We start from the raw sequence: 22072 nt of genomic DNA on the forward strand, positions 1-22072 counted from the left end.
CTGCAGGCCGGCCCGGTCATCATCGAGGACAACTGCTTCATCGGCGCCCGTGCCGAAGTGGCGGAAGGCGTGGTGGTCGAGGAAGGCTCGGTGCTTTCGATGGGCGTCTATATCGGCGCTTCCACCAAGATCGTCGACCGGGCGACCGGCGAGGTGCACTACGGCCGCGTGCCTGCCTATTCGGTGGTGGTCTCGGGCGCCATGCCCGGCAAGCCCTTCCCCGACGGCACCCCCGGCCCCAGCCTCTACTGCGCCGTGATCGTCAAGAAGGTCGACGAGAAGACCCGCTCCAAGACCTCGATCAACGAGCTGCTCAGGGATTGATCCCCGATTGCCGGGGCGGCAGGCCTGAACTAGAGTGATCCGGTCTTTCACCCGGAGGCCCGCCGATGCTGACGCGGCTGGAACTCGAAGGCTTCAAGAACTTCCGCAAGGCGACCCTGGACCTGGGGCCGCTGACGGTTCTCGTCGGCGCCAACGCGGCGGGAAAAAGCAATATCCGTGACGCACTCCGCTTCCTGCACGGCATCTCGCGCGGCTACTCCCTGGCCGAGATCATCGGGGAAAAGTACGGACCGGGCGGGGAGCAGATCTGGGCCGGAATTCGCGGAGGAAATCGAGAAATATTTTTTGATTCGAAGCATTTTCTTCGAATAGATGTCGAAGCACGATGCGACGCCTCGCTCATAACAAATGTTGTTACCTCTGAAAATTATCGTGAATTCGAATATAATATTCGAGTAACTGCAGATGTTTCCGGAGAATCCCCGAGAACAATTTATGAATCATTGTACTTCCCTCTTGCAAATCTTGGATCTCCTCAAGGAGGCGGCCATTTTGCATTCCAAGCCTACGCCATGGGAAGCGGGACTTCGCCAGCATATGCAGCCACAGCCACGATGGTGTATGCGGTTGCCGCTACCTTGCTTGGTTCATTGGGGAACGTGATCGAAATTCGGGAGTCCGGTCCGATCCTCTCAATGGTTCTAGATGAAGGAGCGAAGTTCATCGGCGATCCCGAAGCAGGTGTTCGTGTGCGGCATGAGCTCGGCAGCATGCGTTTCCTCGACCTCAATCCGGAAGCCATGCGCCGGCCGTCCCTTCCCGGCCAGACCATCCTGGGCGACCGAGGGGAGAACCTGGCCTCGGTGCTGCACGCCATCTGCCAGGACGAGACAAGCAAGGCGACCCTGCTGGACTGGGTGCGCGAACTGACTCCCATGGACGCCGCCGATTTCGAGTTCCCGGCCGATCCCACCGGCCGCATCATGCTGATGCTGGTGGAACGCTCCGGTCGCAAGATCACCGCCTACAGCGCCTCCGACGGCACCCTGCGCTTCCTCGCCATTATCGCCGCCCTGCTGGGGCCGCATCCGGCGTCGTTCTACTTCTTCGAAGAGATCGACAACGGCATCCATCCGGCCCGCCTGCACCTGCTGCTGCAACTGATCGAGCAGGTGGTGGCGAACCGGATTCGCTTCAGCATGCCTCGTTGGTGTATCGCCTGCCGGATCACCCGGAAGGCCGCATCAAACGGATCGTCGACATTCCCGGCGCCGCGGAGCTGATCCGGAAGCAGGACCTGCGGCGGCTTTACGCCTCCGGCTGGCTGGAGGACGCGGTCGCCTTCACCGACGCGGACGAGGAACCTTCGGCATGAGGGTGCTCGTCATCCCGGAGGACTTCCGCAAGGACCAGTACATCCTGAAGCCCATCGTCAAGGCACTGCTGGAAGTTCTCGGGAAGCCGAGGGCCAAGGTCGAGGTCTGCAAGGACCCGTTGCTGGGCGGGGTCGCGGAGGCCCTGAAGTCCGAGCGGATCGCCGAAATCCTGGAACGCTACCGGGGGATGGTCGACCTCTTCCTCCTCTGCGTCGACCGGGACGGCCTGCCGGGCCGACGCGGCCGTCTGAACGAACTGGAGGGGGAGGCGTCGCCCGCCGTCCTGATCGCCGAGAACGCCTGGCAGGAGTTGGAGGCTTGGGTTTTGGCCGGTCACGACCTGCCCAAGGATTGGCAATGGGCCGCCATTCGTGGTGAAACCCAGGTGAAGGAAGTCTATTTCGAGCCCTTCGCCAGAGACCGAGGCGTTGCCTCGGGCCCCGGCGGCGGGCGGAAAGCCCTTGCCGAGGAGGCCGCCCGCCGGATAGACCGCATCGTCGCCCTTTGCCCCGAGGATCTGGGCAGCCTCAAGACCCGGATCGCTGCATTCGCATGACTCCCCTCTCCCCCCTCGCTCTCGCCCAGGCCCTGATCCGCTGTCCTTCCGTGACGCCCGCGGAAGGCGGGGCGCTGGGGGTGCTGGAACAGTCCCTGAAGCCCCTGGGCTTCGCCTGCACCCGCCTGCCGTTCAGCCAGGAAGGGACGCCGGACGTCGACAACCTCTATGCCCGCATCGGCACCTCCGGTCCGGTGTTCTGCTTCGCCGGCCATACGGACGTGGTGCCGGTGGGCGACGCGGGCGCCTGGACCGTCGATCCCTTCGGCGGCGAGGTGAAGGACGGCAGGCTCTACGGCCGCGGCGCTTCCGACATGAAGGCGGCGGTGGCCTGCTTCGCGGCGGCGGCCGGCCGGTTCATCGCCCGGCGGGGACCGGACTTCGGCGGCTCCATCTCCTTGCTGATAACCGGCGACGAGGAAGGCCCGGCGATCAACGGCACGCCCAAGATGCTGTCCTGGATGCGCGCCAAGGGCGAGGCCATGGACGCCTGCCTGGTGGGCGAGCCCACCTGCCCCTCCCGCCTGGGGGAAATGATGAAGATCGGCCGGCGCGGCAGCATCAACGCGGCGCTCACCGTGCATGGGGTGCAGGGCCACGTGGGCTATCCGCAGCGGGCCGACAATCCCATTCCCCGCCTGATGCGCATGCTGCTGGCGATGGTGGACGATCCCCTCGACCGGGGGTCGGAGCATTTCGAGGCCTCCACCCTGGCGGTCACCTCGGTCGACGTGGGCAACCCGGCCACCAACGTCATTAGCGGGGCCTCGCTGAAGGACTGGATCGGGAAACGCTGCGAGCGCATCGGCGGGCGGTACGACCTGGCCTTCGACGTTTCCGGCGAGTCCTTCCTCACTCCGCCCGGGCTCTTGAGCGACCTGATCGGCCGGGCCGTGCACGAGGTTACCGGGCTTCACCCCGAACTCAGCACCTCGGGCGGCACCTCGGACGCCCGCTTCATCAAGGACATGGCCCCGGTGGTGGAATTCGGCATGGTGGGCGAGAGCGCCCACAAGGTGGACGAAAACGTCCCCGCGGCCGATATCGAGGCCCTCGCCGCCATCTACGAGGCGGTGCTGGAAGGCTTCTTTTCGCGATGATTTCCGGGGCCGAAGTCGTCCGTTCGCTCTATGGCGCCTGGCGGCTGGCGCAGATGGATGCCTCCGGGATGGCTTGGTTCGACACCTCCCTGGGCGGATTCTGGCGCTCCTTCTGGGCGGCCGGCCTGGTGCTGCCGCTGTTCCTCGCCATGCTGCTGCTGCGCTTTTCGGCCGGGGCGGTGGGCGAGGAGGTTCCCTTCCTCCGCTACCTGGGCATCGAGTTGGCGGCCTACGCCGTGCAGTGGCTGCTGTTTCCCGTGATCGCCCTGGAAATCGCCCGCCTGTTCGACAAGGGCGAGCGCTATCCGGGCTTCATCGTCGCCTACAACTGGGCCTCGGTGCTGCAGAACGGGGTCTACCTGCCGATCCTGATGCTGAACGCGGTGGGCCTGCTGGCCCGCGACCCGACGGCCCTGCTGGCCTTGATCGCGCTCAGCCTGATCCTGGCCTACAATTGGTTCATCGCCCGCGTCGCCTTCGACCTGCCCCCCGCCACCGCCGCCGGCGTGGTCGCCCTCGACTTCATGCTGGGTCTGGTCATCAACGCGGTGGCGGGCGGGATGCTGCGCTGAGCGCTATATGTGGTCCTCGGGAGAAGGCGGCCCGTCCGGAGCCGCATCGAGGAAAGGCAGCATGTCTTCCGGCCGCGCATCGCCGGCATGGCGTTTGAAGAACAGCGCCGCCGTCTCGACCGCCCCCACCTTTTCGGCGACCGCCGCAGCGATCCACTGGTTGAGCGAAACACCGTCCTCGCGGGCCAAGCGCTGGGCCGCCCGCTTTACCGAGGTCGGCAGCTTCAGGGGGTAGGTCGCCTTGCTCATGATGTCCTCGCCTGCAAGAATTCGCCCGGCCGCAGCACCCGAATCCCGAATCGCTCGGCCACGCCCGCGAAATCCCGCAGGTTGTGGGTGAGCAGGGAGTCGGCACGGCCGTTGACGGCCGCCTCGAGAACCAGTTCGTCGGCCGGGTCCGCCAACTGCGGTCGCCACCGGAAATGAACTTCCACCGGTTCCACCGCGCTGGCAAGCGCAGCCAGGAAGCGGTCGATTTCGGCCAGCCCCAACCCATGCCCCAGCCGTTGTTCCGGACGCTTGAGCACATCCTCGTATTCCAGAAACAAGGATGGCGTCGCCAGGGGAACCAATTCCCGTTCGGCCACCAGCCGCAACACCACGTTGGACGCCCCGGTGCGGCTGCGCAAACCCGCGGCGACCACGGAAGTGTCGAGAACGACCCGATTCATGCTTCATAGTATGTGACATCTCATGGGATATATCAACGGAATTGCCTCTTGGTCTTCCCCCCCTGTCTCCCGCCGCCGAATGGCCTATAGTACCGCCATGCACACCCGGCCCGCCCCCATCGTCCGGCTGCCCGATGCGCCCGCACTGGTGGCGGGGGTGCGCGGCGCGGTGTGGCTGGAGCCGGACGGGCGCGTCGAGTCGCTGGCGCATCGCGATGCCGCCCGCCGCATGTCCTGGGAACGGCCGCCGCTGGTCTGCCATTTCCCCAGCCTGGCCAAGCGCCTGAAGGGCGGGCCGCCGCGCGTCCTCGATCTGCTGGAACTGTTCGCCTTCGTCCGCCCGGCGCGCTTCTGCCTGCCGACGCCACGCGGCCTGGCGCAAGCCCTCGATCTGCCCCTGCCGGCCAATCTGGAGCAGGAGGCCGCCTCCCTTTACCGGGCGGCGCAGCGCCTGCTGGAAGATCTGGCCGGCCAACAGCACGGCGCGCGCATCGCCTGGACCATGGCGCGGGCCGGCTGGTCCTGGGGGCCGTCGGTGCTGGCCGCCCTCGGCGCCGACCGCGAGCCCCACGCCAAGAGCCAAGCGGGCGGCCTGCGCATCTGGGACCGGCTGCCCGAATGGTCCGACTTCACGCCCGAGCCCCCCGACGGCCACTGGCCGGTGGAAGCGGTGGAAGCCCGCGCCCGCCTGGTCAAGCTTTTGGGCTCGAAGGCGGAAAAGCGGCCCCAGCAGGCCGACTACGCGGAAGCGGCGGCGAAGGCCTTCCTGCCCCGCGACAAGGCGGGCGAGCCGCGCGTCGTACTGGCCGAAGCCGGAACCGGCGTCGGCAAGACGCTGGGCTACATCGCCCCGGCCAGCGTCTGGGCGGAAAAGAACAAGGGCACGGTCTGGATCAGCACCTTCACCCGCAACCTGCAGCGCCAGTTGGATGCCGAACTGGACCGGCTCTACCCCGATCCCCACCTGAAGGCCCGCAAGGCGGTGGTGCGCAAGGGGCGCGAGAACTACCTGTGCCTGCTGAATTTCGAAGAAGCGGTCAATCGCGCCGCCGCCGACGGCGTGGGCCTGGGCCTGATGGCCCGCTGGGCCCAGGCGACGCGCGACGGCGACATGATCGGCGGCGACTTCCCGGCCTGGCTGGTCGACCTGGTGGGGCGCGGCCTCACCCTCGATCTGACCGACACCCGCGGCGAATGCATCTTCTCGGCCTGCTCCCATTACCGCAAATGCTTCATCGAACGCACGGTGCGCAAGGCCCGGCGGGCGGAAATCGTGGTCGCCAACCACGCCCTGGTGATGGTCCAGGCGGCCCTGGGCGGCGGCGAGGAAGGCCTGTTGCCCACCCGCCTGGTGTTCGACGAGGGCCATCACGTCTTCACCGCCGCCGACGCCGCCTTTTCCGCCCATCTGACCGGCATGGAGACCGCCGACCTGCGGCGCTGGTTCCTGGGGGCGGAGGAAGGATCGCGGTCGCGCTCGCGCGGGCTGAAGACCCGCCTGGGCGACCTGGTGGGCGACGACCCGGCGGCCATCGAGGCTCTGGACGAAATCGCCGGCGCCGCCCGCGCCCTGCCCGGACCGGCCTGGCACCAGCGGCTGAAGGGCGGCGCACCGGTGGGGCCGGCCGAGAAGTTCCTGTCCCTGGTGCGCGAGCAGGTCTACGCCCGGGCCGCCGACGCCCGGTCCGCCTACAGCCTGGAAGCGCCGGTCCATCCCCCGGTGCCCGGCCTGATCGAGGCGGCCATCGAACTGGATACCGCCCTGGGGCGCCTGCTGGGGCCGCTGCGGACCCTGATCCAGGGGCTGGCGGCGCTGCTGGACCGCGAAGCGGCGGACCTGGAAACCGCCACCCGCCTGCGCATCGAATCCACCCGTCGCACCCTGGAAAGGCGCGGCATCCAGCAGGCCGAGGCCTGGCGGTCCATGCTGGCGGCCCTGCAACAGTTCACCCCGCCCGAATACGTGGACTGGTTCGGCATCGAGCGGGCGGGCGGCCAGGACCGCGACCTGGGCTTCCACCGCCACTGGGTCGACCCCACCATTCCCTTTGCCGGGGCGGTGCTGGAACAGGCGCACGGCACCCTCGTCACCTCGGCGACGCTCCGCGATCTGGCGGAAGAGGAAGGCTGGGAAGCGGCGCGCCAGCGCACCGGCGCCAGCCACCTGCGCAGCGAGGCGGTCTGCGCCGCCGTGCCTTCGCCCTTCGACTACCCCGCCCATACCCGGGTGCTGGTGGTGAGCGACCTGGACCGCGATGACCCGGCCCAGGTGGCTTCCGCCTTCCGCGAGCTGTTCCTGGCGGCGGGAGGCGGCGGGCTGGGCCTGTTCACCGCCATCTCGCGCCTGCGCCACACCTACGAGCGCATCGCGCCGGCCCTGGAGGAAGCGGGCATCCCCTTGCTGGCCCAGCATATGGACGAGATGGACACCGGCACCCTGATCGACATCTTCCGCGCCGAGGAAAACACCTGCCTGCTGGGGACGGATGCGGTGCGCGACGGGGTGGACGTGCCGGGGCGATCGCTGCGCCTGATCGTCTTCGACCGGGTGCCCTGGCCGCGCCCCGACATCGTCTTCAAGGCGCGACGCCAGATGTTCGGCGGGCGCGCCTACGAAGAGGCCCAGACCCGCCTGCGCCTCAAGCAGGCCTTCGGGCGCCTGGTGCGGCGCGCCGACGACCGGGGCGTCTTCGTGATGCTGGACCGGGCCATGCCGTCGCGGCTCGCCGACGCCTTCCCGCCGGGCGTGCTGCTGCGCCGCATGGGCCTGAAGGACGCCATCGCCGAAACGCGGGACTTCCTGGGAACCTGACAGGACGGACGATCAGGCGGCGGGCGGCGGGGCGGCGGGGGCGCGGCTTTCCAGGCCCGCCAGGACCTGCCAGAGGGCGGGCCGGACGTGGGGATTGCGGGAATGGTCGGCCAGCCGGCAGAAAGTACGGCGCCCTTCGTGGCGGATGAACACCAGTCCGGCGCGGCGCAGGATGGTCAGGTGGCGGTTGACGGTGGCCGGGGCCAGGTCCAGGGCCTCGCGAAGCTGGGCCGTGCTGGCTTCCCCGGTCTCCAGGTGGCGGAGGATGCGGGTACGGGTGGAATGGCCGATGGCGTCGGCCACGCATGCGAAGTCGTTTTCCATGCCCCCGGTTATAGCAGCATCCGCGCGGCCCGGCTGTGATGACCGGATGAAAATTTCATGAACACCGCCGTCGCGAACGAAAAGACGGCGGCCGTCCCCTGGACAACCGCCGCCCTTGATTGGTCGGAGTGAGAGGATTCGAACCTCCGGCCCCTAGCTCCCGAAGCTAGTGCTCTACCAGGCTGAGCTACACTCCGTCCGGTTCGGGAGGCGGTTATATAGCGTCCCGTCGCCGGGAGGGCAAGCCCATCAATAGGCCCGTTCGATGCTGAAGGCCAGCAGGTCCAGGAGGGCCTGCTTTTCCGGAGCGTCGGGGAAGATGCCCAGGGCGTCGCGGGCGATGGCCCCGTAGTGGCGGGCCCGTTCCACCGTGTCGGCCAGCGCGTTGTGCTTCTGCATCAGGCCGATGGCCCGTTCCAGATCGACGTCCGACTGGTCCAGGTCTTCCAGGGTGCGCTTCCAGAAGGCACGTTCTTCCGCGTCGCCCCGCCGGAAGGCCAGCACCACCGGCAGGGTGATCTTGCCCTCGCGGAAGTCGTCGCCCACCGCCTTGCCCAGTTCGGCCTGCTTGGCCGAATAGTCGAGCACGTCGTCGATCAACTGGAAGGCGATGCCCAGGTTCATGCCGTAGGAATCGAGGGCGTCTTCTTCCACCGGCGGGCGTTCCGCCACCACGGCGCCGATCCGGCAGGCCGCGGCGAACAGGGCGGCCGTCTTGCCCTTGATGACGTCCAGATAGGCGCTTTCGCCGGTTTCCGTGTCGTTGGCGGTCATCAACTGCATGACCTCGCCCTCGGCGATGGTGGCCGAGGTCCCCGACAGGATGGCCAGAACCTTGAGCGAGCCGTCCTCCACCATCAACTGGAAGGAACGGCTGAACAGGAAATCGCCCACCAGCACGCTGGCCTTGTTGCCGAACACCGCGTTGGCCGAGGCCAGGCCCCGCCGCAATAGGCTTTCGTCGACCACGTCGTCGTGCAGCAAGGTGGCGGTGTGAATGAATTCGACGCAGGCGGCCAGCTTGATGTGCCGGCTGCCGCGATAACCGCAGAGCCGGGCCGCGGCCAGGGTGAGCACCGGCCGCAACCGCTTTCCCCCCGCCGCGATGACATGGGTGGCGAGTTGCGGAATCATGGGCACGGGGCTGTCCATGCGCTGGAGGATCTGCTGGTTGACCAGCTTCAGGTCCTCGGCCACCAGGGTGGTCAGGCTGTCCAGCGACGGCTTCTTCTCGCGCTCCTTGTCGAGACTGACGACGACACCCACGAATTGATCCTCCCGGTGCTTGACGCGCCTTGTATTAACGAAGGAGCATAGGAATCGTCCTTGGGTTCGGTCAAGCCCGCAAACGGGAGAATCGCATGTCGGAGGCCTTTTCCGAGGATGGGCTGCTAGGCGGACGGGTCCGTCTGCGTCAGCCGCGCGCCGGCTACCGGGCCGCCATCGATCCCGTCCTGCTGGCCGCGGCGGCCCCGGTCCGCCCCGGCCAGCGGGTTCTCGACCTGGGTTGCGGCGCCGGGGCGGCGGCGCTTTGTCTGGCTTGGCGCGTCCAGGAGGCGGTCGTCGTCGGATTGGAACTGCAGCCCGACATGGCGGACCTCGCGCGTCACAACGCGGCGGCCAACGGGCTGGGGGATCGAGTCGAAATCCTGGATGGCGACCTGCTGCACCCACCTGCCGATCTCGCTCCGGAAAGCTTCGACCAAGTCATCATGAACCCGCCGTTCCAGGAAACCGGCCAGGGGCCACCACCGCCCCATGTCGGCAAGGCGGCCGCCCACGTGGAGGGCGAAGCGGTGCTGGGGGATTGGCTGGCGGCCGGCATGGGATTCCTCAAGTCCAAGGGCTGGCTCACCCTGGTCCATCGCGCCGACCGCCTGGACCAGCTGCTGGCCGGCTTGGCGGGAAGCCTGGAGGTTCTGCCGCTCTGGCCGGGCGCCGGCAAGCCGGCCAGGCGGGTGATCGTCCGCGTCCGCAAGGATGGCCGGGCACCGCTGGTCCTCCATCCGGGCCTGGTCCTGCACCAGGCCGATGGCCGCTACACCCCCGAGGCGGAAGCCATTCTGCGCGATGGCGCGCCGCTGACCTGAAAGGATCGTTCCATGCCGCCCCGCCGTTCGCTTTTCCGTTCCGCCCTGGCGTTGCTGCCGCTTGCCCGCTTCCGCAACCCGCCGCCGGTGGTGGCGGTGGTGCGGCTGGACGGCGTCATCCTGCGGCCGGGCGGCTTCCATCGCGGCCTGTCCCTGGCGGGCCTCGCCGGGGTGCTGGACCGCGCCTTCAACCTGCCCGATCTGAGCGCCGTAGCCCTGGCGGTCAACTCGCCGGGCGGCTCGCCGGTCCAATCGGCCCTGATCGCCAAGCGCATCCGCGCCCTGGCGGCGGAAAAGGGCCTGCCGGTCTACGCCTTCGCGGAAGACGTGGCGGCGTCCGGCGGCTACTGGCTGGCCGCTGCGGCCGACAAGCTTTATGCCGAGCCCGCCTCCATCGTCGGTTCCATCGGGGTCGTGACCTCGGGCTTCGGCTTCCCCGACCTGTTGCGCCGCCTGGGCATCGAGCGGCGGCTTTACACCGCCGGCAACCGCAAGGCCCAACACGACCCCTTCCTGCGCGAGAAGCCGGAGGACCTGACCCATCTGGCATCCATACAGGCAGACATGCACGCGGCCTTCATCACCTGGGTGAAGGAACGCCGCGGGGGCAGGCTGAAGGCCTCCGACGATATCCTGTTCGGGGGCGATTTCTGGACCGGCGGCCAAGCCCTCGCCCTGGGCCTGGTCGACGGCCTGGGCGACCTGCGCACGGTCCTGCGGGCCGAGTACGGCGACAAGGTCCGCCTGCGCCCGATAGGCGAGCGGCGCCCCTGGTGGCGGTCCTGGCGCGGCCCGGCCGGCAGCTTCCCCGCCGACTGGACCGACGGCCTGCTGGCTTCCCTGGAGGAACGCGCCGCCTGGAGTCGGTTCGGTCTATAACACCGGGATGGCGGCGTCCACTTTGTCCGCCTCCTGGGCGAAGGTGGCGACCAGTTGGCTCGGATCGCCGCCGCTCACCTTCCAGTACTGGTACCAGTACTGGCCATGGGCGGCGTTGCCGACCGGAATGGCCGCCGGAATCTTCTTGAAGGCGACGCGCGCCAGATAGATGCCGAACAGGTCGTTGCCGGCCAGCAGATCCTGCACCAAGTTGCCGTCGGGGAAGAAAGGCGCGTCCGGCGTCCCATAGCTGGGCAGCGCGGCCGTCGCCGCCGCCAGATCGTCGACGGAACATCCCCCGACCGCCGCCAGCTTGGCCATGAAGGGCCGCGGCTGCGCATAAGTCAGGGTGTCCTTGGCACGATGGGCCTCGAACTGGAAGAAGCTGCGGGCCGGGCCGCCGGCCATCTGCTCCCGCAACGAGATCATCGCCCCCTCGTGCGCCGCGACGTGCAGAAGGAAGCGCTTGGCGTTGTCCTGAGCGGCCGGCTGGCTGGCGCCATCCAGATCGGCCGACATCTGGCCCAAAAGGTCCCAGAAGGTCGCGACCCGCGTCGCGAGAGGCTGTGTAACGTCGACGTTCGGCATGGCTATTTCCCCGATCTATGCATCGCGTGACATTCAATCCCATGGTCGCGCACACGATAAGAGTATGTCATACAAAAGCACATCAACCAACAATATTGCGACATCGGCAAGGGCCCGCCTTGACCTTGCCGCCGTCCCGCCTCTACAAAGACGGTCATGTTCGGCTTCAGCATCACCAAGATACTCTTCACCCTGGCGGCCATCCTGGCGGTCTGGTACGGCTACAAGTGGATCAACCGCCTTGGGGAAGTGCGGGCCGCCGAACGCAAGCCGATCCGGCCCGGCAATCCGTTCGTCCGCGCCGCAGCAGCGCCGCCGCCCGCCGAGGACGTCGAGGACATGAAGGCCTGCCCCGCCTGCGGCACCTACGTGATGGCCCGCGGCGCCCGCGCCTGCGGCCGTGGCGACTGCCCCTATCCCAGGTAGATCGGTGCACCTTCTTCTCGTCTCGACCGAGGAATAGGCCTTTCCCCGGCTTGACCGTTTCCAAAGCGGCCGGTACAGTCGTTTCCAGCGTGCTGCAGCGCAACAACCCGGACAGGGGGACGCATGGGGGGCGACGTCAAGAAGAGGCCGAGTTTCCAGTCGCTTATCCTGGCCCTCCAGACCTTTTGGGCGGAACGCGGCTGCGTGATCCTGCAACCCTTCGACATGGAAGTGGGGGCCGGCACCTTCCATCCCGCCACGACCTTGCGCGCCCTGGGGCCGGAGCCCTGGAAGGCGGCCTACGTGCAGCCTTCGCGCCGGCCCACCGACGGCCGCTACGGCGAGAACCCCAACCGGCTGCAGCACTATTACCAGTTCCAGGCGATCCTGAAGCCCTCGCCGGCCGACGTGCTCGACTTGTATCTGGCGAGCCTCAAACACCTGGGCATCGATCCCGCGCTGCACGACATCCGCTTCGTGGAAGACGACTGGGAAAGCCCGACGCTGGGCGCCTGGGGCCTGGGCTGGGAAGTCTGGTGCGACGGCATGGAAGTCACCCAGTTCACCTATTTCCAGCAGGTGGGCGGCTTCGAATGCAACCCGGTCGCCGCCGAAATCACCTACGGCCTGGAACGTCTGGCCATGTACATCCAGGGCGTCGAGAACGTCTACGACCTGGACTTCAACGGCGCCGGGGTCTCCTACGGCGACGTCTTCCTGCAGAACGAACGGGAACAGTCGGCCTACAACTTCGAACACGCCGACACCGAGATGCTGTTCCGCCACTTCGTCGATGCGGAAAAGGAATGCCAAGCCATACTCGACAAGGGGCTTGCCCTGCCGGCCTATGACCAGTGCGTCAAGGCCAGCCACCGATTCAACCTGCTGGACGCCCGCGGGGCGATCAGCGTCACCGAGCGCGCCTCCTACATCGGCCGCGTCCGCGCGCTGGCCAAGGGCTGCTGCGAAACCTGGCTGAAGAGCCGGGGACATGGAGCCTGAGATGGCCGAACTGCTGCTCGAACTCTATTCCGAGGAAATCCCGGCCCGCATGCAGGCCCGCGCGGCGGACGACCTGAAGCGTCTGGTGACCGAAGGCCTGAAGGCCGCCGGTCTCGCCTTCGCCAAGGCGGAAAGTCATGTCACCCCGCGCCGCCTGGCTCTGGCGGTGGACGGCCTGCCCACCGCCCAGCCCGACGTGCGGGAGGAGAAGCGCGGCCCCCGCGTGGATGCTCCGCAGAACGCCATCGACGGCTTCCTCAAGTCGTCCGGCTTGACCCTGGACCAGTGCGAAAAGCGCGATACCGGCAAGGGCGTCTTCTGGTTCGCGGTCATCGAGAAGAAGGGCGGGCCCACCGCCGCCGTGCTGCCCGCCATCCTGGAAAAGGCCATGGCCGACCTGCCCTGGCCCAAGTCCATGCGCTGGGGCGCCAACCCGGAACGCTGGGTGCGACCGCTGCACAGCATCGTCTGCCTGTTCGACGGCACGGTGGCACCCGTCTCCTTCGGGGCGGTACGGGCCGGCGAGACGACGCGCGGCCATCGCTTCCTGGCCCCCGACGCTTTTACCGTGACGGACTTCGCCGGCTACAAAGCCAAACTCCGCGCCGCCAAGGTGATCCTGGACGCCGGCGAACGCCGCGCCCTGATCCTCAAGGAGGCGGAGCGCCTCGCCGAATCCCGCGGCTTCCGGCTGAAGCGCGACGAAGGCCTGCTGGACGAGGTGACCGGATTGGTGGAATGGCCGGTGGTGCTGATGGGCCATATCGACGTGGCCTTCATGGACGTACCGCCCGAGGTGCTGACCACCGCCATGCGGGCGCACCAGAAGTATTTCTCGGTGCTCGACCAGGACGGCACCCTGGCCCCCGTGTTCATCGTCGTCGCCAACACGGAAGCCGCCGAAGACAACCGCCACGTCATCGCCGGTAACGAGCGCGTGCTGCGCGCCCGCCTGTCGGACGCCAAGTTCTTCTGGGACCAGGACCGCAAGAACCGCCTGGAAAGCCGCCTGCCCGCCCTGGGGGACCGCATCTTCTACGCCGGGCTGGGCTCCATGGCCGACAAGGCCAAGCGCATTTCCGAACTGGCCGGGCGGCTCTGCCACTACATCGACGGCGCCGACCGGACGCTCGCCATGCGGGCCGGCGGACTGTCCAAGGCCGACCTGGCGTCCGGCATGGTGGGCGAGTTCCCCGAACTGCAGGGCATCATGGGCCGCTACTACGCCCTGGCCGACAGCGAGCATACCGAGGTGGCCGAAGCCGTCGCCGAGCACTATTCCCCGCTGGGTCCCAACGACCGCTGCCCAACCAAGCCGGTCAGCGTCGCCGTGGCCTTGGCCGACAAGCTGGACACCCTGGCGGGCTTCTGGATGATCGGCGAGAAGCCCACCGGCTCCAAGGACCCCTTCGCGCTGCGCCGCGCCGCCCTGGGCGTCATCCGCCTGGTGATCGAGAACGGGCTGCGCCTGCCGCTGCTGCAGGCCTTCGCCGACGCCCGCGCCGGCTACGCGGGGGCGAGCGAAGCTGCGGCCCAAGGGGCCGACTTGCTCGATTTCTTCGCCGACCGCCTGAAGGTCCACCTGAAGGAAAAGGGCGTGCGCCACGACCTCGTCGCCGCCGTCTTCGCGGTGGGCGGGGAAGACGACCTGGTGCGCCTGCTGGCCCGTGTCGAGGCCCTGAAGCAATTCCTCGATTCCGACGACGGCGCCAACCTGCTCGTCGCCTTTCGCCGAGCCGCCAACATCCTGCGCATCGAGGAAAAGAAGGACGGCCGTTCCTACGACGAGGCGGCCGACGAATCCCGCCTCGCCCAGGACGAGGAAAAGACCCTTTTCGCGGCCCTGGCGGACACACGCCGCCTGAGCGCCGCCGCTCTCGAAGAGGAACGATTCGCCGAGGCCATGGCGGCGCTCGCCCGCCTGCGCCAGCCGGTGGACGCGTTTTTCGACCACGTCACCGTCAACAGTGACGACAAGGACTTGCGGACCAACCGCTTGCGACTGCTCTCGTACATCCGATCGGCCCTAGCCGGGGTCGCCGATTTTTCCCGAATCGAAGGGGGACAGACGTCATGACCAAAGCCACGACGAAAACCAAGACCGCCGCGAAGCCCAAGGCCGCCGCCAAGGCCAAGCCGGGCGCCAAGGGAACCAAGTGGGTCTACCGCTTCGGCGACGGCGGGGCCGAAGGCCGCGCCGACATGAAGAATTTGCTGGGCGGCAAGGGCGCCAATTTGGCCGAGATGGCCGGCATCGGCCTGCCGGTGCCGCCGGGCTTCACCATCACCACCGAGCTTTGCACCTTCTTCTACCAGAACAAGCAGACCTATCCGGCCGACCTGGAAAAGCAGGTGACCGACGCCGTCGCCTGGATGGAGAAGGTGCTGGGCAAGAAGTTCGGCGACCCCAAGAATCCGTTGCTGGTTTCCGTGCGCTCGGGTGCCCGGGCTTCCATGCCCGGCATGATGGATACCGTGCTGAACCTGGGCCTGAACGACGAGACCGTCGAGGGACTGGTCAAGAACAGCAACGATCCCCGCTTCGCCTACGACAGCTACCGGCGCTTCATCACCATGTATTCCAACGTGGTGCTGGGCATCGACCATCATAATTTCGAGGAGATCCTCTCCGACCACAAGGAGAAGAAGGGCTACCGCCTCGACACCGACATGAAGGCCGACGACTGGAAGGAAATGGTCAAGGCCTACAAGGCGACCGTCAAGAAGATCCAGAAGAAGCCCTTCCCGACCGATCCGAAGGAACAGCTCTGGGGCGCCGTCGGCGCCGTGTTCGGCAGCTGGATGAACCAGCGCGCCATCACTTACCGCAAGCTGCACGACATTCCGGAAAGCTGGGGCACCGCCGTCAACGTGCAATCCATGGTGTTCGGCAACATGGGCGAGGACTGCGCCACCGGCGTCTGTTTCAGCCGCAATCCGTCCACCGGCGACAAGCACTTCTACGGCGAGTATCTGGTCAACGCCCAGGGCGAGGACGTGGTGGCCGGCATCCGCACCCCGCAATGCCTGACCGTCTACGAGAAGAAGCTCCAGGGCTCCAAGCTGCCGTCCATGGAAGAGGTCATGCCCGTCGTCTACAAGCAACTGGACGCCGTGCGCGCCAAGCTGGAAAAGCACTACAAGGACATGCAGGACATGGAGTTCACCATCCAGCAGAACAAGCTGTGGATGCTCCAGACCCGCACCGGCAAGCGCACCGCCGCCGCCGCGCTGAAGATCGCGGTCGACATGTGCAACGAGAAGCTGATCGACAAGGCCGAAGCCGTGCGCCGCGTCGACCCGGCCCAGATCGACCAGTTGCTGCATCCACGTCTCGATCCGAAGGCCAAGAAGCAGATCATCGCCAAGGGCCTGCCCGCCTCGCCGGGCGCCGCGTCCGGCAAGGTGGTGTTCAGCGCCGCCGACGCCGAGGATTGGGCGCACCGGGGCGAGAAGGTGCTGCTGGTGCGCATCGAGACCAGCCCCGACGACATCGGCGGCATGCACGTCGCGGAAGGCATCCTGACCACCCGCGGCGGCATGACCAGCCACGCCGCCGTGGTGGCGCGCGGTATGGGCACGCCCTGCGTGGCCGGCGCCGGCGACCTCAAGGTCGACTACAAGGCCAAGACCGTCTCGGTCGGCAAGACCGTGGTCAAGGAAGGCGAGGTGATGACCATCGACGGCTCGTCCGGCGAAGTGATGGTGGGCGCCGTGCCGACCATCCAGCCCAAGATGACCGGCGAGTTCGGCGTCCTGATGAAGTGGGTGGACGAAATCCGCACTCTGGGTGTGCGGGCCAACGCCGAAACCCCGCTGGACGCCAAGACCGCCCGCGAGTTCGGGGCGGAAGGCATCGGGCTCTGCCGCACCGAGCACATGTTCTTCGACCCGCAGCGCATCATCCATATGCGCGAGATGATCCTGGCCGAGGACGAGATGGGCCGCCGCAAGGCGCTGGACAAGCTGCTGCCGTACCAGCGCAAAGACTTCGTCGACCTGTTCACCATCATGGAAGGCCTGCCGGTTACGGTGCGCCTGCTCGATCCGCCGCTGCACGAGTTCATCCCGCATACCGATGCGGAAATGAAGGAAGTCGCCGCGGCCTCGGGCACCACGGTGATGCGCATCAAGCAGGCCTCGGAAGCCCTGCACGAGTTCAATCCCATGCTGGGCCATCGCGGCTGCCGCTTGGGGGTCACCTATCCCGAGATCTACGAGATGCAGGCCCGCGCCATCTTCGAGGCAGCCTGCCAACTGGCCAAGAAAGGCAAGAAGGTGTTCCCCGAGGTCATGATCCCGCTTGTCGGCATCAAGGCGGAACTGGATCGCATGACCGTGGTGGTCCGCCGGGTCGCCGAGGAGGTCATGGCCAAGGCCAAGATCAAGCTGGACTACAAGGTCGGGACCATGATCGAGTTGCCGCGCGCCGCGCTCAGGGCGGGCGAGATCGCCGAGACGGCCGAATTCTTCAGCTTCGGCACCAATGACCTGACCCAGACCACCTTCGGTCTGTCGCGCGACGACGCGGGCAATTTCCTGACCAAGTACATCGACCTAGGCGTCATCGAGAAGGACCCCTTCGTCACCCTGGATCGGGACGGCGTCGGCGAATTGATCCGAATCGCCGCCGAACGCGGTCGCAAGACCCGCAAGGGCATCAAGCTGGGCATCTGCGGCGAACATGGCGGCGATCCGGCCTCGGTGAAGTTCTGCCACGAGGCGGGGCTGAACTACGTCTCCTGCTCGCCCTACCGCGTGCCCATCGCGCGCCTGGCGGCGGCCCAGGCGGCCCTGCACGTCAAGGCCGAGAACAACGCCTGATCCCGCCTTCCGGAACGGCGGCAAGGGGCGGCGGGACATCCCGCCGCCCTTCTGCTATCCTGGCACCAGGGACGGAGGTGGGCCATGATTACCGATTCCGCTTGCATCTTCTGCAAGATCGTCGCGGGGGATATCCCCTGCTTCAAGCTCTGGGAAGACGAACGAACGCTCGCCTTCATGGACATCAACCCCGCCAATCCGGGCCATGCCCTGGCGATCGCCAAGAACCACGCCCCCGACATCTTCTCCCTTCCGCCCGCGGATCTGGCGGCGGCGGCGGCGACGGCGCAACGGGTGGCGTTGGCGCTGCGAGCGGTGCTGGCCCCGGCCGGGATCAACCTGGTGCAGGCCAACGGGCCGGCCGCCGCCCAGTCGGTCCCCCATCTGCATATCCACATCCTGCCGCGCCGTGCCGACGACGGCTTGGCTCTCAACTGGGAACCGATACCCGGCGACATGGCGGCCATCGGCGAACTGGCTGCTCGGGTACGGGCGGCAATCGTCTAGAGACCATCTCGCAACCCTCTGGGAATCCTGCTAGACTGAAGACCGGATGGGAGTTCAACACGGCAAGGGGGAACCATGGGAAAGGACAAGAAGAAGGGCAAGAAGGCGAAGCGCCGCCCAGAATCCGGAGACGCGCAGGTCGATGCCGCCCAGGGGCCGCGCAAGATATCGACCAAGGAATACGAAAAGGAACTTGCCAAGCTCTATGTGGAGCTGATCAAGCTCCAGGAGTGGATTCGCGTGAAGGGGCTCCGGGTGGTCGTCGTCTTCGAGGGCCGCGACGCCGCCGGCAAGGGTGGCACCATCAAGCGCATCACCGAACCCCTCAACCCCCGCATGTGCCGGGTCGTGGCGCTGGGTACGCCCACCGAGCGCGAGAAGACCCAGTGGTACTTCCAACGCTACGTCCCCAACCTGCCGGCCGCCGGCGAGATGGTGCTGTTCGACCGCAGTTGGTACAACCGGGCCGGTGTCGAGCGGGTCATGGGCTTCTGCACGGACAAGCAGTACCAGGAGTACCTGCGCTCCTGCCCAGAGTTCGAGCGCATGCTGGTGCGCGACGGCATCATCCTGATCAAGTACTGGTTCTCGGTCCGTGACGAGGAGCAGGAACGCCGCTTCCAGGCCCGCGCCATGGACCCGCTCAAGCACTGGAAGCTGAGCCCCATGGACCTGAAGTCCCGCGAAATGTGGATCGAATACTCCCGCGCCAAGGACGAGATGTTCGCCTTCACGGACATCAAGCAGGCTCCCTGGTACGTGGTCAATTCCGACGACAAGAAGCGGGCCCGCCTCAACTGCATCAGCCACTTGCTGAGCATGATTCCTTACGAGGACCTGACCCCCGGACCGATCAAGCTGCCGCCCCGGCGCCCCAATCGGCGCACCGGTTACGAACGGCCGCCGCTCTCCCATCAGAACTTCGTCCCCGAACTCTATTGAACGCCGCGTAAAGCCAGGAGAAAAATACGGTGCCCAAAGACACCCCCGTGGAAGCCCAGGGTAGCGAAACCGCCAAGATCAAACCGAGGCGTCCGAAGAAGACCGAAGCGCCTCCCGCGAACTCCAAGGGACCGGCGAAGGTCGACTTCGACCAGCCCGAATACTACCTGAACCGGGAACTGACTTGGCTGGCCTTCAATAGGCGTGTCCTCAACGAAGGCCGCGACAAACGCACGCCTTTGCTGGAACGGGTGAAGTTCCTGGCCATCGTGGCGTCCAACCTGGACGAATTCACCATGAAACGCATCGGCGGCCTGAAGCAGCAGGCCGGCGCCAACATCCACAAGCTGACCATCGACGGCCGCACGCCGCAGCGCCAGATCAGCGAAAGCTTCCAGGTCATGCGCTCGATCCACGAGGACATGGCGGAAACCTACCGGGAACTCAAGCACGTCCTGGCCAAGCACGACATCCGCATCCTGGACTACAACGACTTGGCTGCCCCCCAGAAGCAGCAGTTGCGCGACTACTACTACGTCAACATCTTCCCCTTGGTGACGCCGCAGGCCATGGACCCGGCGCATCCCTTCCCCTTCGTCTCCAACCTGTCGCTCAACCTGCTGGTCAGCCTGCAGCATCCAGGCGACAGCGAACAGGTGCTGGCCCGTGTCAAGGTGCCGGTGGGCGCCGGCATCAGGCGATTCCTCAGGGTCGGAGACCGCAACCACTTCGTGCCGCTGGAACAGGTGATGGCCAACAACCTGGACCTGCTGTTCCCCGGCATGGAGGTGCAAAGCTGGGAACTGTTCCGGGTCACCCGCAATGCCAATACCGAACAGGACGAGGACAAGGCCGACGACCTGCTGGTGATGATCGAATCCGAACTGCGCGAACGCAAGTTCGCCCCCATCGTGCGCCTGCAGATCGGCGCCGGCATGGACCCCGTGCACCGGGGCATGCTGGCCGCCGAACTGGGGCTAAACGAGCAGGAGGACGTCTTCGAGGCCACCGAGCTTCTGGGCATGCGCGACCTCTGGGACATCGCCAACCTGGACTTCCCCGACCTGCACGAGCCCGACCACGAGGCCATCGATAACGTCAAGCTTCTTGAAACTGGCAACATCTTCCACATCATCCGCAAGACCTCGGGCGGCGTGCTGCTGCAGCACCCCTATGAATCCTTCACCACCTCGGTGGAGCGTTTCGTGCGCGAGGCCAGCCGCGATCCCAAGGTGCGTGCCATCAAGATGACGCTCTACCGCACTTCGGAAGGCACCAAGATCATCGACTACCTGGCCGACGCCGCCCGCAACGGCAAGCAGGTGGCCGCGGTGGTCGAATTGAAGGCGCGCTTCGACGAGGCCGCCAACATCCGCTGGGCGTCGCGCCTGGAAGATGTGGGCATCCACGTCACCTACGGCGTGGTGGGTCTCAAGACCCACAGCAAGGTGATCCTGGTGGTGCGCCAGGACTACGACGGGCTGCGCCGTTATGCCCACATCGGCACCGGCAACTACCACGCCGGCACCGCCCGCATGTACTGCGACCTGGGCCTGCTGACCTGCGACCCGGCCATCGGCCGCGACCTGACGGAACTGTTCAACTACCTGACCACCGGCTATACGCCGCGCCGCCACTACCTGAAGATCCTGCCGGCGCCCAAGCACCTGAAGCCCGCCCTGCTGGACAAGATCGAACGGGAAATCGTCCACGTCCAGGCCGGCCGCAAGGGCTGGATTCGCCTCAAGTGCAACGCGCTGGAGGATTCGGACGTGGCCGAAGCGCTCTATCGCGCCGGCCACGCCGGGGTGAAGGTGGAACTGGTGGTGCGCGACACTTGCCGCCTGCGCCCCGGCATCCCCGGTGCGTCCGACAACATCCGGGTGGTGAGCATCGTCGGCCGCTTCCTCGAACACTCCCGCATCTTCCACTTCCACAACGCGGGCCAGGACGAGTACCTGATCGGCTCGGCCGACCTGATGAAACGCAATCTGGAAAGCCGCGTCGAAGTGGTGACGCCGGTCGAGGACCTAGCCCTGCAGGCGGAACTATCGGCGATTCTCGATATCCAGTTGAACGACAAGCGCAATGCCTGGGATATGCAGCCTGACGGCAGCTACGTGCAGCGCCAGCCTGCCGAGCCCGCGGAACGTACGGGCGCCCAGGAACGGTTGGTCGAGGCGGCGGAAAAGCGTCTGGCCGACGCCACCCGCCTGCGCAAGCGCAAGCCCAAGGCGGTAGCCCGGCGCGTCGTCCGTTAGGTCCGGCGATCCCTGCCTCGATAAAGCCGGAATTGGGGGCTATCCCAAGTCTGGTCCGCTGGATGTTGTGTCTCTCTTGCAATTGTTCCAGGTTTCACGAATATGATGACGACGTAGCATCGGAGTCGCCCGACGGATGGCCCAGCATTTCTCCCGTCCCCTGCCTCGCCTGCCGGCTCCGGTCCGCCAGTCCGCTGTGGTGGCTTATCGCCTTGATGAGCATGGGGCGATCGAGGTGCTGCTGGTGTCGTCGCGGTCCACCGGCCGCTGGGTGGTGCCCAAGGGCGACGTGAAACCTACCCTGAGCGCCGCCAAGTCGGCCGCCAAGGAGGCCTTCGAGGAAGCCGGAATCGGCGGCAAGGTGCGCAAGAAGGCGTTGGGCAGCTACCGTTACTTCAAGGCCGACGATGCCCGTGGCCGGCCCCACGACGTCGAGGTCTTCGCCATGGAGGTGAAAACCGTCAAGGCGCGTTGGCCGGAACGCAAGGAGCGGGTGCGCGAATGGCTCCCCGTCGAAACAGCCGCCCGCCTGGTCTGCGAACGGGAGCTCCGCCAACTCATCCTCGAACTGCCGCAGAAGATCGAGAAGGTGGAATAAAGTCGAATACGGAAACGCCGGTGGGGACGAAATGCCGCCGGGCCGCCATCAGGAACCCCCGCCCCGTTTTTTCGCGATCACGTAGGCAAGCTTCTGCCGCGCCAGGCGCTTCAACATTTCCTGGGAATGGCCGGGGGAACCGACCATGATGACCTCGGTGTTGCTGATCGGATCGACGGCGACCACCCGAACCACGTTGCCCACCCGCGAGAACTCGTAGAGCACTTCCCGAAGCTCGACCTTTTCGGCCATTCCATCC

The 22072-nt window shown here is 66.6% G+C and carries 22 protein-coding genes and 1 tRNA gene; 16 read left to right on the forward strand and 7 right to left on the reverse strand.

Features of this window, described 5'->3' with window-relative positions:
* From H7841_13080 to H7841_13100, 5 genes are all read left to right on the forward strand, one after another.
* Positions 1-324: 2,3,4,5-tetrahydropyridine-2,6-dicarboxylate N-succinyltransferase (locus tag H7841_13080; protein MEO5337807.1), on the forward strand; the 324-nt coding region annotated here is incomplete at its 5' end.
* 65 nt (positions 325-389) lie between these two features.
* Positions 390-1568, forward strand: coding sequence for an AAA family ATPase (locus H7841_13085; protein ID MEO5337808.1), 1179 nt, complete (start codon positions 390-392; stop codon positions 1566-1568).
* Positions 1569-1656: 88 nt separating this feature from the next.
* Positions 1657-2217 (forward strand): hypothetical protein, encoded by a 561-nt coding sequence (locus tag H7841_13090; GenBank protein ID MEO5337809.1) that lies wholly within the window; start codon positions 1657-1659, stop codon positions 2215-2217.
* Complete coding sequence (gene dapE / locus H7841_13095) at positions 2214-3317, forward strand: succinyl-diaminopimelate desuccinylase (GenBank protein ID MEO5337810.1); 1104 nt, start codon at positions 2214-2216, stop codon at positions 3315-3317. The genes H7841_13090 and dapE overlap by 4 nt, the downstream gene beginning before the upstream one ends.
* Positions 3314-3889, forward strand: coding sequence for a hypothetical protein (locus H7841_13100; protein MEO5337811.1), 576 nt, complete (start codon positions 3314-3316; stop codon positions 3887-3889). The genes dapE and H7841_13100 overlap by 4 nt, the downstream gene beginning before the upstream one ends.
* 3 nt (positions 3890-3892) lie before the next feature.
* Here H7841_13100 and H7841_13105 read toward each other — a convergent pair whose 3' ends face one another.
* Positions 3893-4138: a pilus assembly protein HicB gene (locus tag H7841_13105; protein ID MEO5337812.1), complete on the reverse strand. Its 246-nt coding sequence runs from the start codon at positions 4136-4138 to the stop codon at positions 3893-3895.
* A complete protein-coding gene (locus H7841_13110; protein MEO5337813.1) occupies positions 4135-4560 on the reverse strand; it encodes a putative toxin-antitoxin system toxin component, PIN family in 426 nt (141 codons plus the stop codon). The genes H7841_13105 and H7841_13110 overlap by 4 nt, the downstream gene beginning before the upstream one ends.
* Positions 4561-4657: 97 nt before the next feature.
* Between H7841_13110 and H7841_13115 the strand changes: the two genes are divergently transcribed.
* A complete protein-coding gene (locus H7841_13115; GenBank protein ID MEO5337814.1) occupies positions 4658-7372 on the forward strand; it encodes an ATP-dependent DNA helicase in 2715 nt (904 codons plus the stop codon).
* Between the two features lie 12 nt (positions 7373-7384).
* Here the strand turns inward: H7841_13115 and H7841_13120 are convergent, their stop codons facing one another.
* The 3 genes from H7841_13120 to H7841_13130 all read right to left on the reverse strand — a co-directional run bounded on the left by H7841_13120 (position 7385) and on the right by H7841_13130 (position 8962).
* Complete coding sequence (locus H7841_13120) at positions 7385-7696, reverse strand: metalloregulator ArsR/SmtB family transcription factor (protein ID MEO5337815.1); 312 nt, start codon at positions 7694-7696, stop codon at positions 7385-7387.
* Between the two features lie 120 nt (positions 7697-7816).
* Positions 7817-7893, reverse strand: a tRNA-Pro gene (locus H7841_13125).
* Between the two features lie 52 nt (positions 7894-7945).
* Positions 7946-8962 carry a polyprenyl synthetase family protein gene (locus H7841_13130; GenBank protein MEO5337816.1) on the reverse strand — a complete coding sequence of 339 codons (1017 nt, stop codon included), beginning with the start codon at positions 8960-8962 and terminating at the stop codon, positions 7946-7948.
* Positions 8963-9057: 95 nt separating this feature from the next.
* On the opposite strand from H7841_13130, the gene H7841_13135 reads away from it, so the two are divergent.
* Together H7841_13135 and H7841_13140 are read left to right on the forward strand one after the other, a co-directional pair.
* Complete coding sequence (locus H7841_13135; GenBank protein MEO5337817.1) at positions 9058-9786, forward strand: methyltransferase; 729 nt, start codon at positions 9058-9060, stop codon at positions 9784-9786.
* Positions 9787-9798: 12 nt separating this feature from the next.
* Entirely contained in the window at positions 9799-10665 is an 867-nt protein-coding gene (locus H7841_13140; protein MEO5337818.1) for a S49 family peptidase, read from the forward strand.
* Here H7841_13140 and H7841_13145 read toward each other — a convergent pair.
* Positions 10660-11253 (reverse strand): hypothetical protein, encoded by a 594-nt coding sequence (locus H7841_13145; protein ID MEO5337819.1) that lies wholly within the window; start codon positions 11251-11253, stop codon positions 10660-10662. The genes H7841_13140 and H7841_13145 overlap by 6 nt on opposite strands.
* Before the next feature lie 156 nt (positions 11254-11409).
* Between H7841_13145 and H7841_13150 the strand changes: the two genes are divergently transcribed.
* From H7841_13150 to H7841_13185, 8 genes are all read left to right on the forward strand, one after another.
* Positions 11410-11679 carry a hypothetical protein gene (locus H7841_13150; GenBank protein ID MEO5337820.1) on the forward strand — a complete coding sequence of 90 codons (270 nt, stop codon included), beginning with the start codon at positions 11410-11412 and terminating at the stop codon, positions 11677-11679.
* A 123-nt stretch (positions 11680-11802) separates the two neighbouring features.
* Positions 11803-12681 (forward strand): glycine--tRNA ligase subunit alpha, encoded by an 879-nt coding sequence (locus H7841_13155; GenBank protein ID MEO5337821.1) that lies wholly within the window; start codon positions 11803-11805, stop codon positions 12679-12681.
* 1 nt (position 12682) lies between these two features.
* Complete coding sequence (gene glyS / locus H7841_13160) at positions 12683-14758, forward strand: glycine--tRNA ligase subunit beta (protein ID MEO5337822.1); 2076 nt, start codon at positions 12683-12685, stop codon at positions 14756-14758.
* 125 nt (positions 14759-14883) lie between these two features.
* Entirely contained in the window at positions 14884-17505 is a 2622-nt protein-coding gene (gene ppdK / locus H7841_13165) for a pyruvate, phosphate dikinase (protein ID MEO5337823.1), read from the forward strand.
* Positions 17506-17589: 84 nt separating this feature from the next.
* Positions 17590-18012, forward strand: a complete 423-nt coding sequence (locus tag H7841_13170; protein MEO5337824.1) for an HIT domain-containing protein — start codon at positions 17590-17592, stop codon at positions 18010-18012.
* 75 nt (positions 18013-18087) lie between these two features.
* Positions 18088-18954, forward strand: a complete 867-nt coding sequence (ppk2, locus tag H7841_13175; GenBank protein ID MEO5337825.1) for a polyphosphate kinase 2 — start codon at positions 18088-18090, stop codon at positions 18952-18954.
* Between the two features lie 29 nt (positions 18955-18983).
* A complete protein-coding gene (gene ppk1, locus H7841_13180) occupies positions 18984-21215 on the forward strand; it encodes a polyphosphate kinase 1 (protein ID MEO5337826.1) in 2232 nt (743 codons plus the stop codon).
* Between the two features lie 136 nt (positions 21216-21351).
* On the forward strand, positions 21352-21813 hold the full coding sequence (locus H7841_13185; protein MEO5337827.1) for an NUDIX hydrolase: 462 nt from the start codon (positions 21352-21354) through the stop codon (positions 21811-21813).
* A gap of 48 nt (positions 21814-21861) precedes the next feature.
* On the opposite strand, the gene H7841_13190 is transcribed toward H7841_13185, so the two are convergent.
* Positions 21862-22065, reverse strand: a complete 204-nt coding sequence (locus H7841_13190) for a hypothetical protein (protein MEO5337828.1) — start codon at positions 22063-22065, stop codon at positions 21862-21864.
* Positions 22066-22072 lie beyond the last annotated feature (7 nt).

This window comes from Magnetospirillum sp. WYHS-4 (genome assembly GCA_039908345.1).
Taxonomy (GTDB): Bacteria; Pseudomonadota; Alphaproteobacteria; order Rhodospirillales; family GLO-3; genus JAMOBD01.

What these genes read in the sequence shown, in the direction of transcription:
- H7841_13085 (MEO5337808.1), top strand. Translation starts at nt 390, where the DNA reads ATGCTGACGCGGCTGGAACTCGAAGGCTTCAAGAACTTCCGCAAGGCG.
- H7841_13120 (MEO5337815.1), bottom strand. Translation starts at nt 7,696, where the DNA reads ATGGAAAACGACTTCGCATGCGTGGCCGACGCCATCGGCCATTCCACC.
- H7841_13140 (MEO5337818.1), top strand. Translation starts at nt 9,799, where the DNA reads ATGCCGCCCCGCCGTTCGCTTTTCCGTTCCGCCCTGGCGTTGCTGCCG.
- H7841_13115 (MEO5337814.1), top strand. Translation starts at nt 4,658, where the DNA reads ATGCACACCCGGCCCGCCCCCATCGTCCGGCTGCCCGATGCGCCCGCA.
- H7841_13105 (MEO5337812.1), bottom strand. Translation starts at nt 4,138, where the DNA reads ATGAGCAAGGCGACCTACCCCCTGAAGCTGCCGACCTCGGTAAAGCGG.
- glyS (MEO5337822.1), top strand. Translation starts at nt 12,683, where the DNA reads ATGGCCGAACTGCTGCTCGAACTCTATTCCGAGGAAATCCCGGCCCGC.
- H7841_13135 (MEO5337817.1), top strand. Translation starts at nt 9,058, where the DNA reads ATGTCGGAGGCCTTTTCCGAGGATGGGCTGCTAGGCGGACGGGTCCGT.
- H7841_13185 (MEO5337827.1), top strand. Translation starts at nt 21,352, where the DNA reads ATGGCCCAGCATTTCTCCCGTCCCCTGCCTCGCCTGCCGGCTCCGGTC.
- H7841_13170 (MEO5337824.1), top strand. Translation starts at nt 17,590, where the DNA reads ATGATTACCGATTCCGCTTGCATCTTCTGCAAGATCGTCGCGGGGGAT.
- dapE (MEO5337810.1), top strand. Translation starts at nt 2,214, where the DNA reads ATGACTCCCCTCTCCCCCCTCGCTCTCGCCCAGGCCCTGATCCGCTGT.
- H7841_13110 (MEO5337813.1), bottom strand. Translation starts at nt 4,560, where the DNA reads ATGAATCGGGTCGTTCTCGACACTTCCGTGGTCGCCGCGGGTTTGCGC.
- H7841_13145 (MEO5337819.1), bottom strand. Translation starts at nt 11,253, where the DNA reads ATGCCGAACGTCGACGTTACACAGCCTCTCGCGACGCGGGTCGCGACC.
- H7841_13150 (MEO5337820.1), top strand. Translation starts at nt 11,410, where the DNA reads ATGTTCGGCTTCAGCATCACCAAGATACTCTTCACCCTGGCGGCCATC.
- H7841_13090 (MEO5337809.1), top strand. Translation starts at nt 1,657, where the DNA reads ATGAGGGTGCTCGTCATCCCGGAGGACTTCCGCAAGGACCAGTACATC.
- H7841_13100 (MEO5337811.1), top strand. Translation starts at nt 3,314, where the DNA reads ATGATTTCCGGGGCCGAAGTCGTCCGTTCGCTCTATGGCGCCTGGCGG.
- ppk2 (MEO5337825.1), top strand. Translation starts at nt 18,088, where the DNA reads ATGGGAAAGGACAAGAAGAAGGGCAAGAAGGCGAAGCGCCGCCCAGAA.
- H7841_13190 (MEO5337828.1), bottom strand. Translation starts at nt 22,065, where the DNA reads ATGGCCGAAAAGGTCGAGCTTCGGGAAGTGCTCTACGAGTTCTCGCGG.
- ppdK (MEO5337823.1), top strand. Translation starts at nt 14,884, where the DNA reads ATGAAGAATTTGCTGGGCGGCAAGGGCGCCAATTTGGCCGAGATGGCC.
- H7841_13155 (MEO5337821.1), top strand. Translation starts at nt 11,803, where the DNA reads ATGGGGGGCGACGTCAAGAAGAGGCCGAGTTTCCAGTCGCTTATCCTG.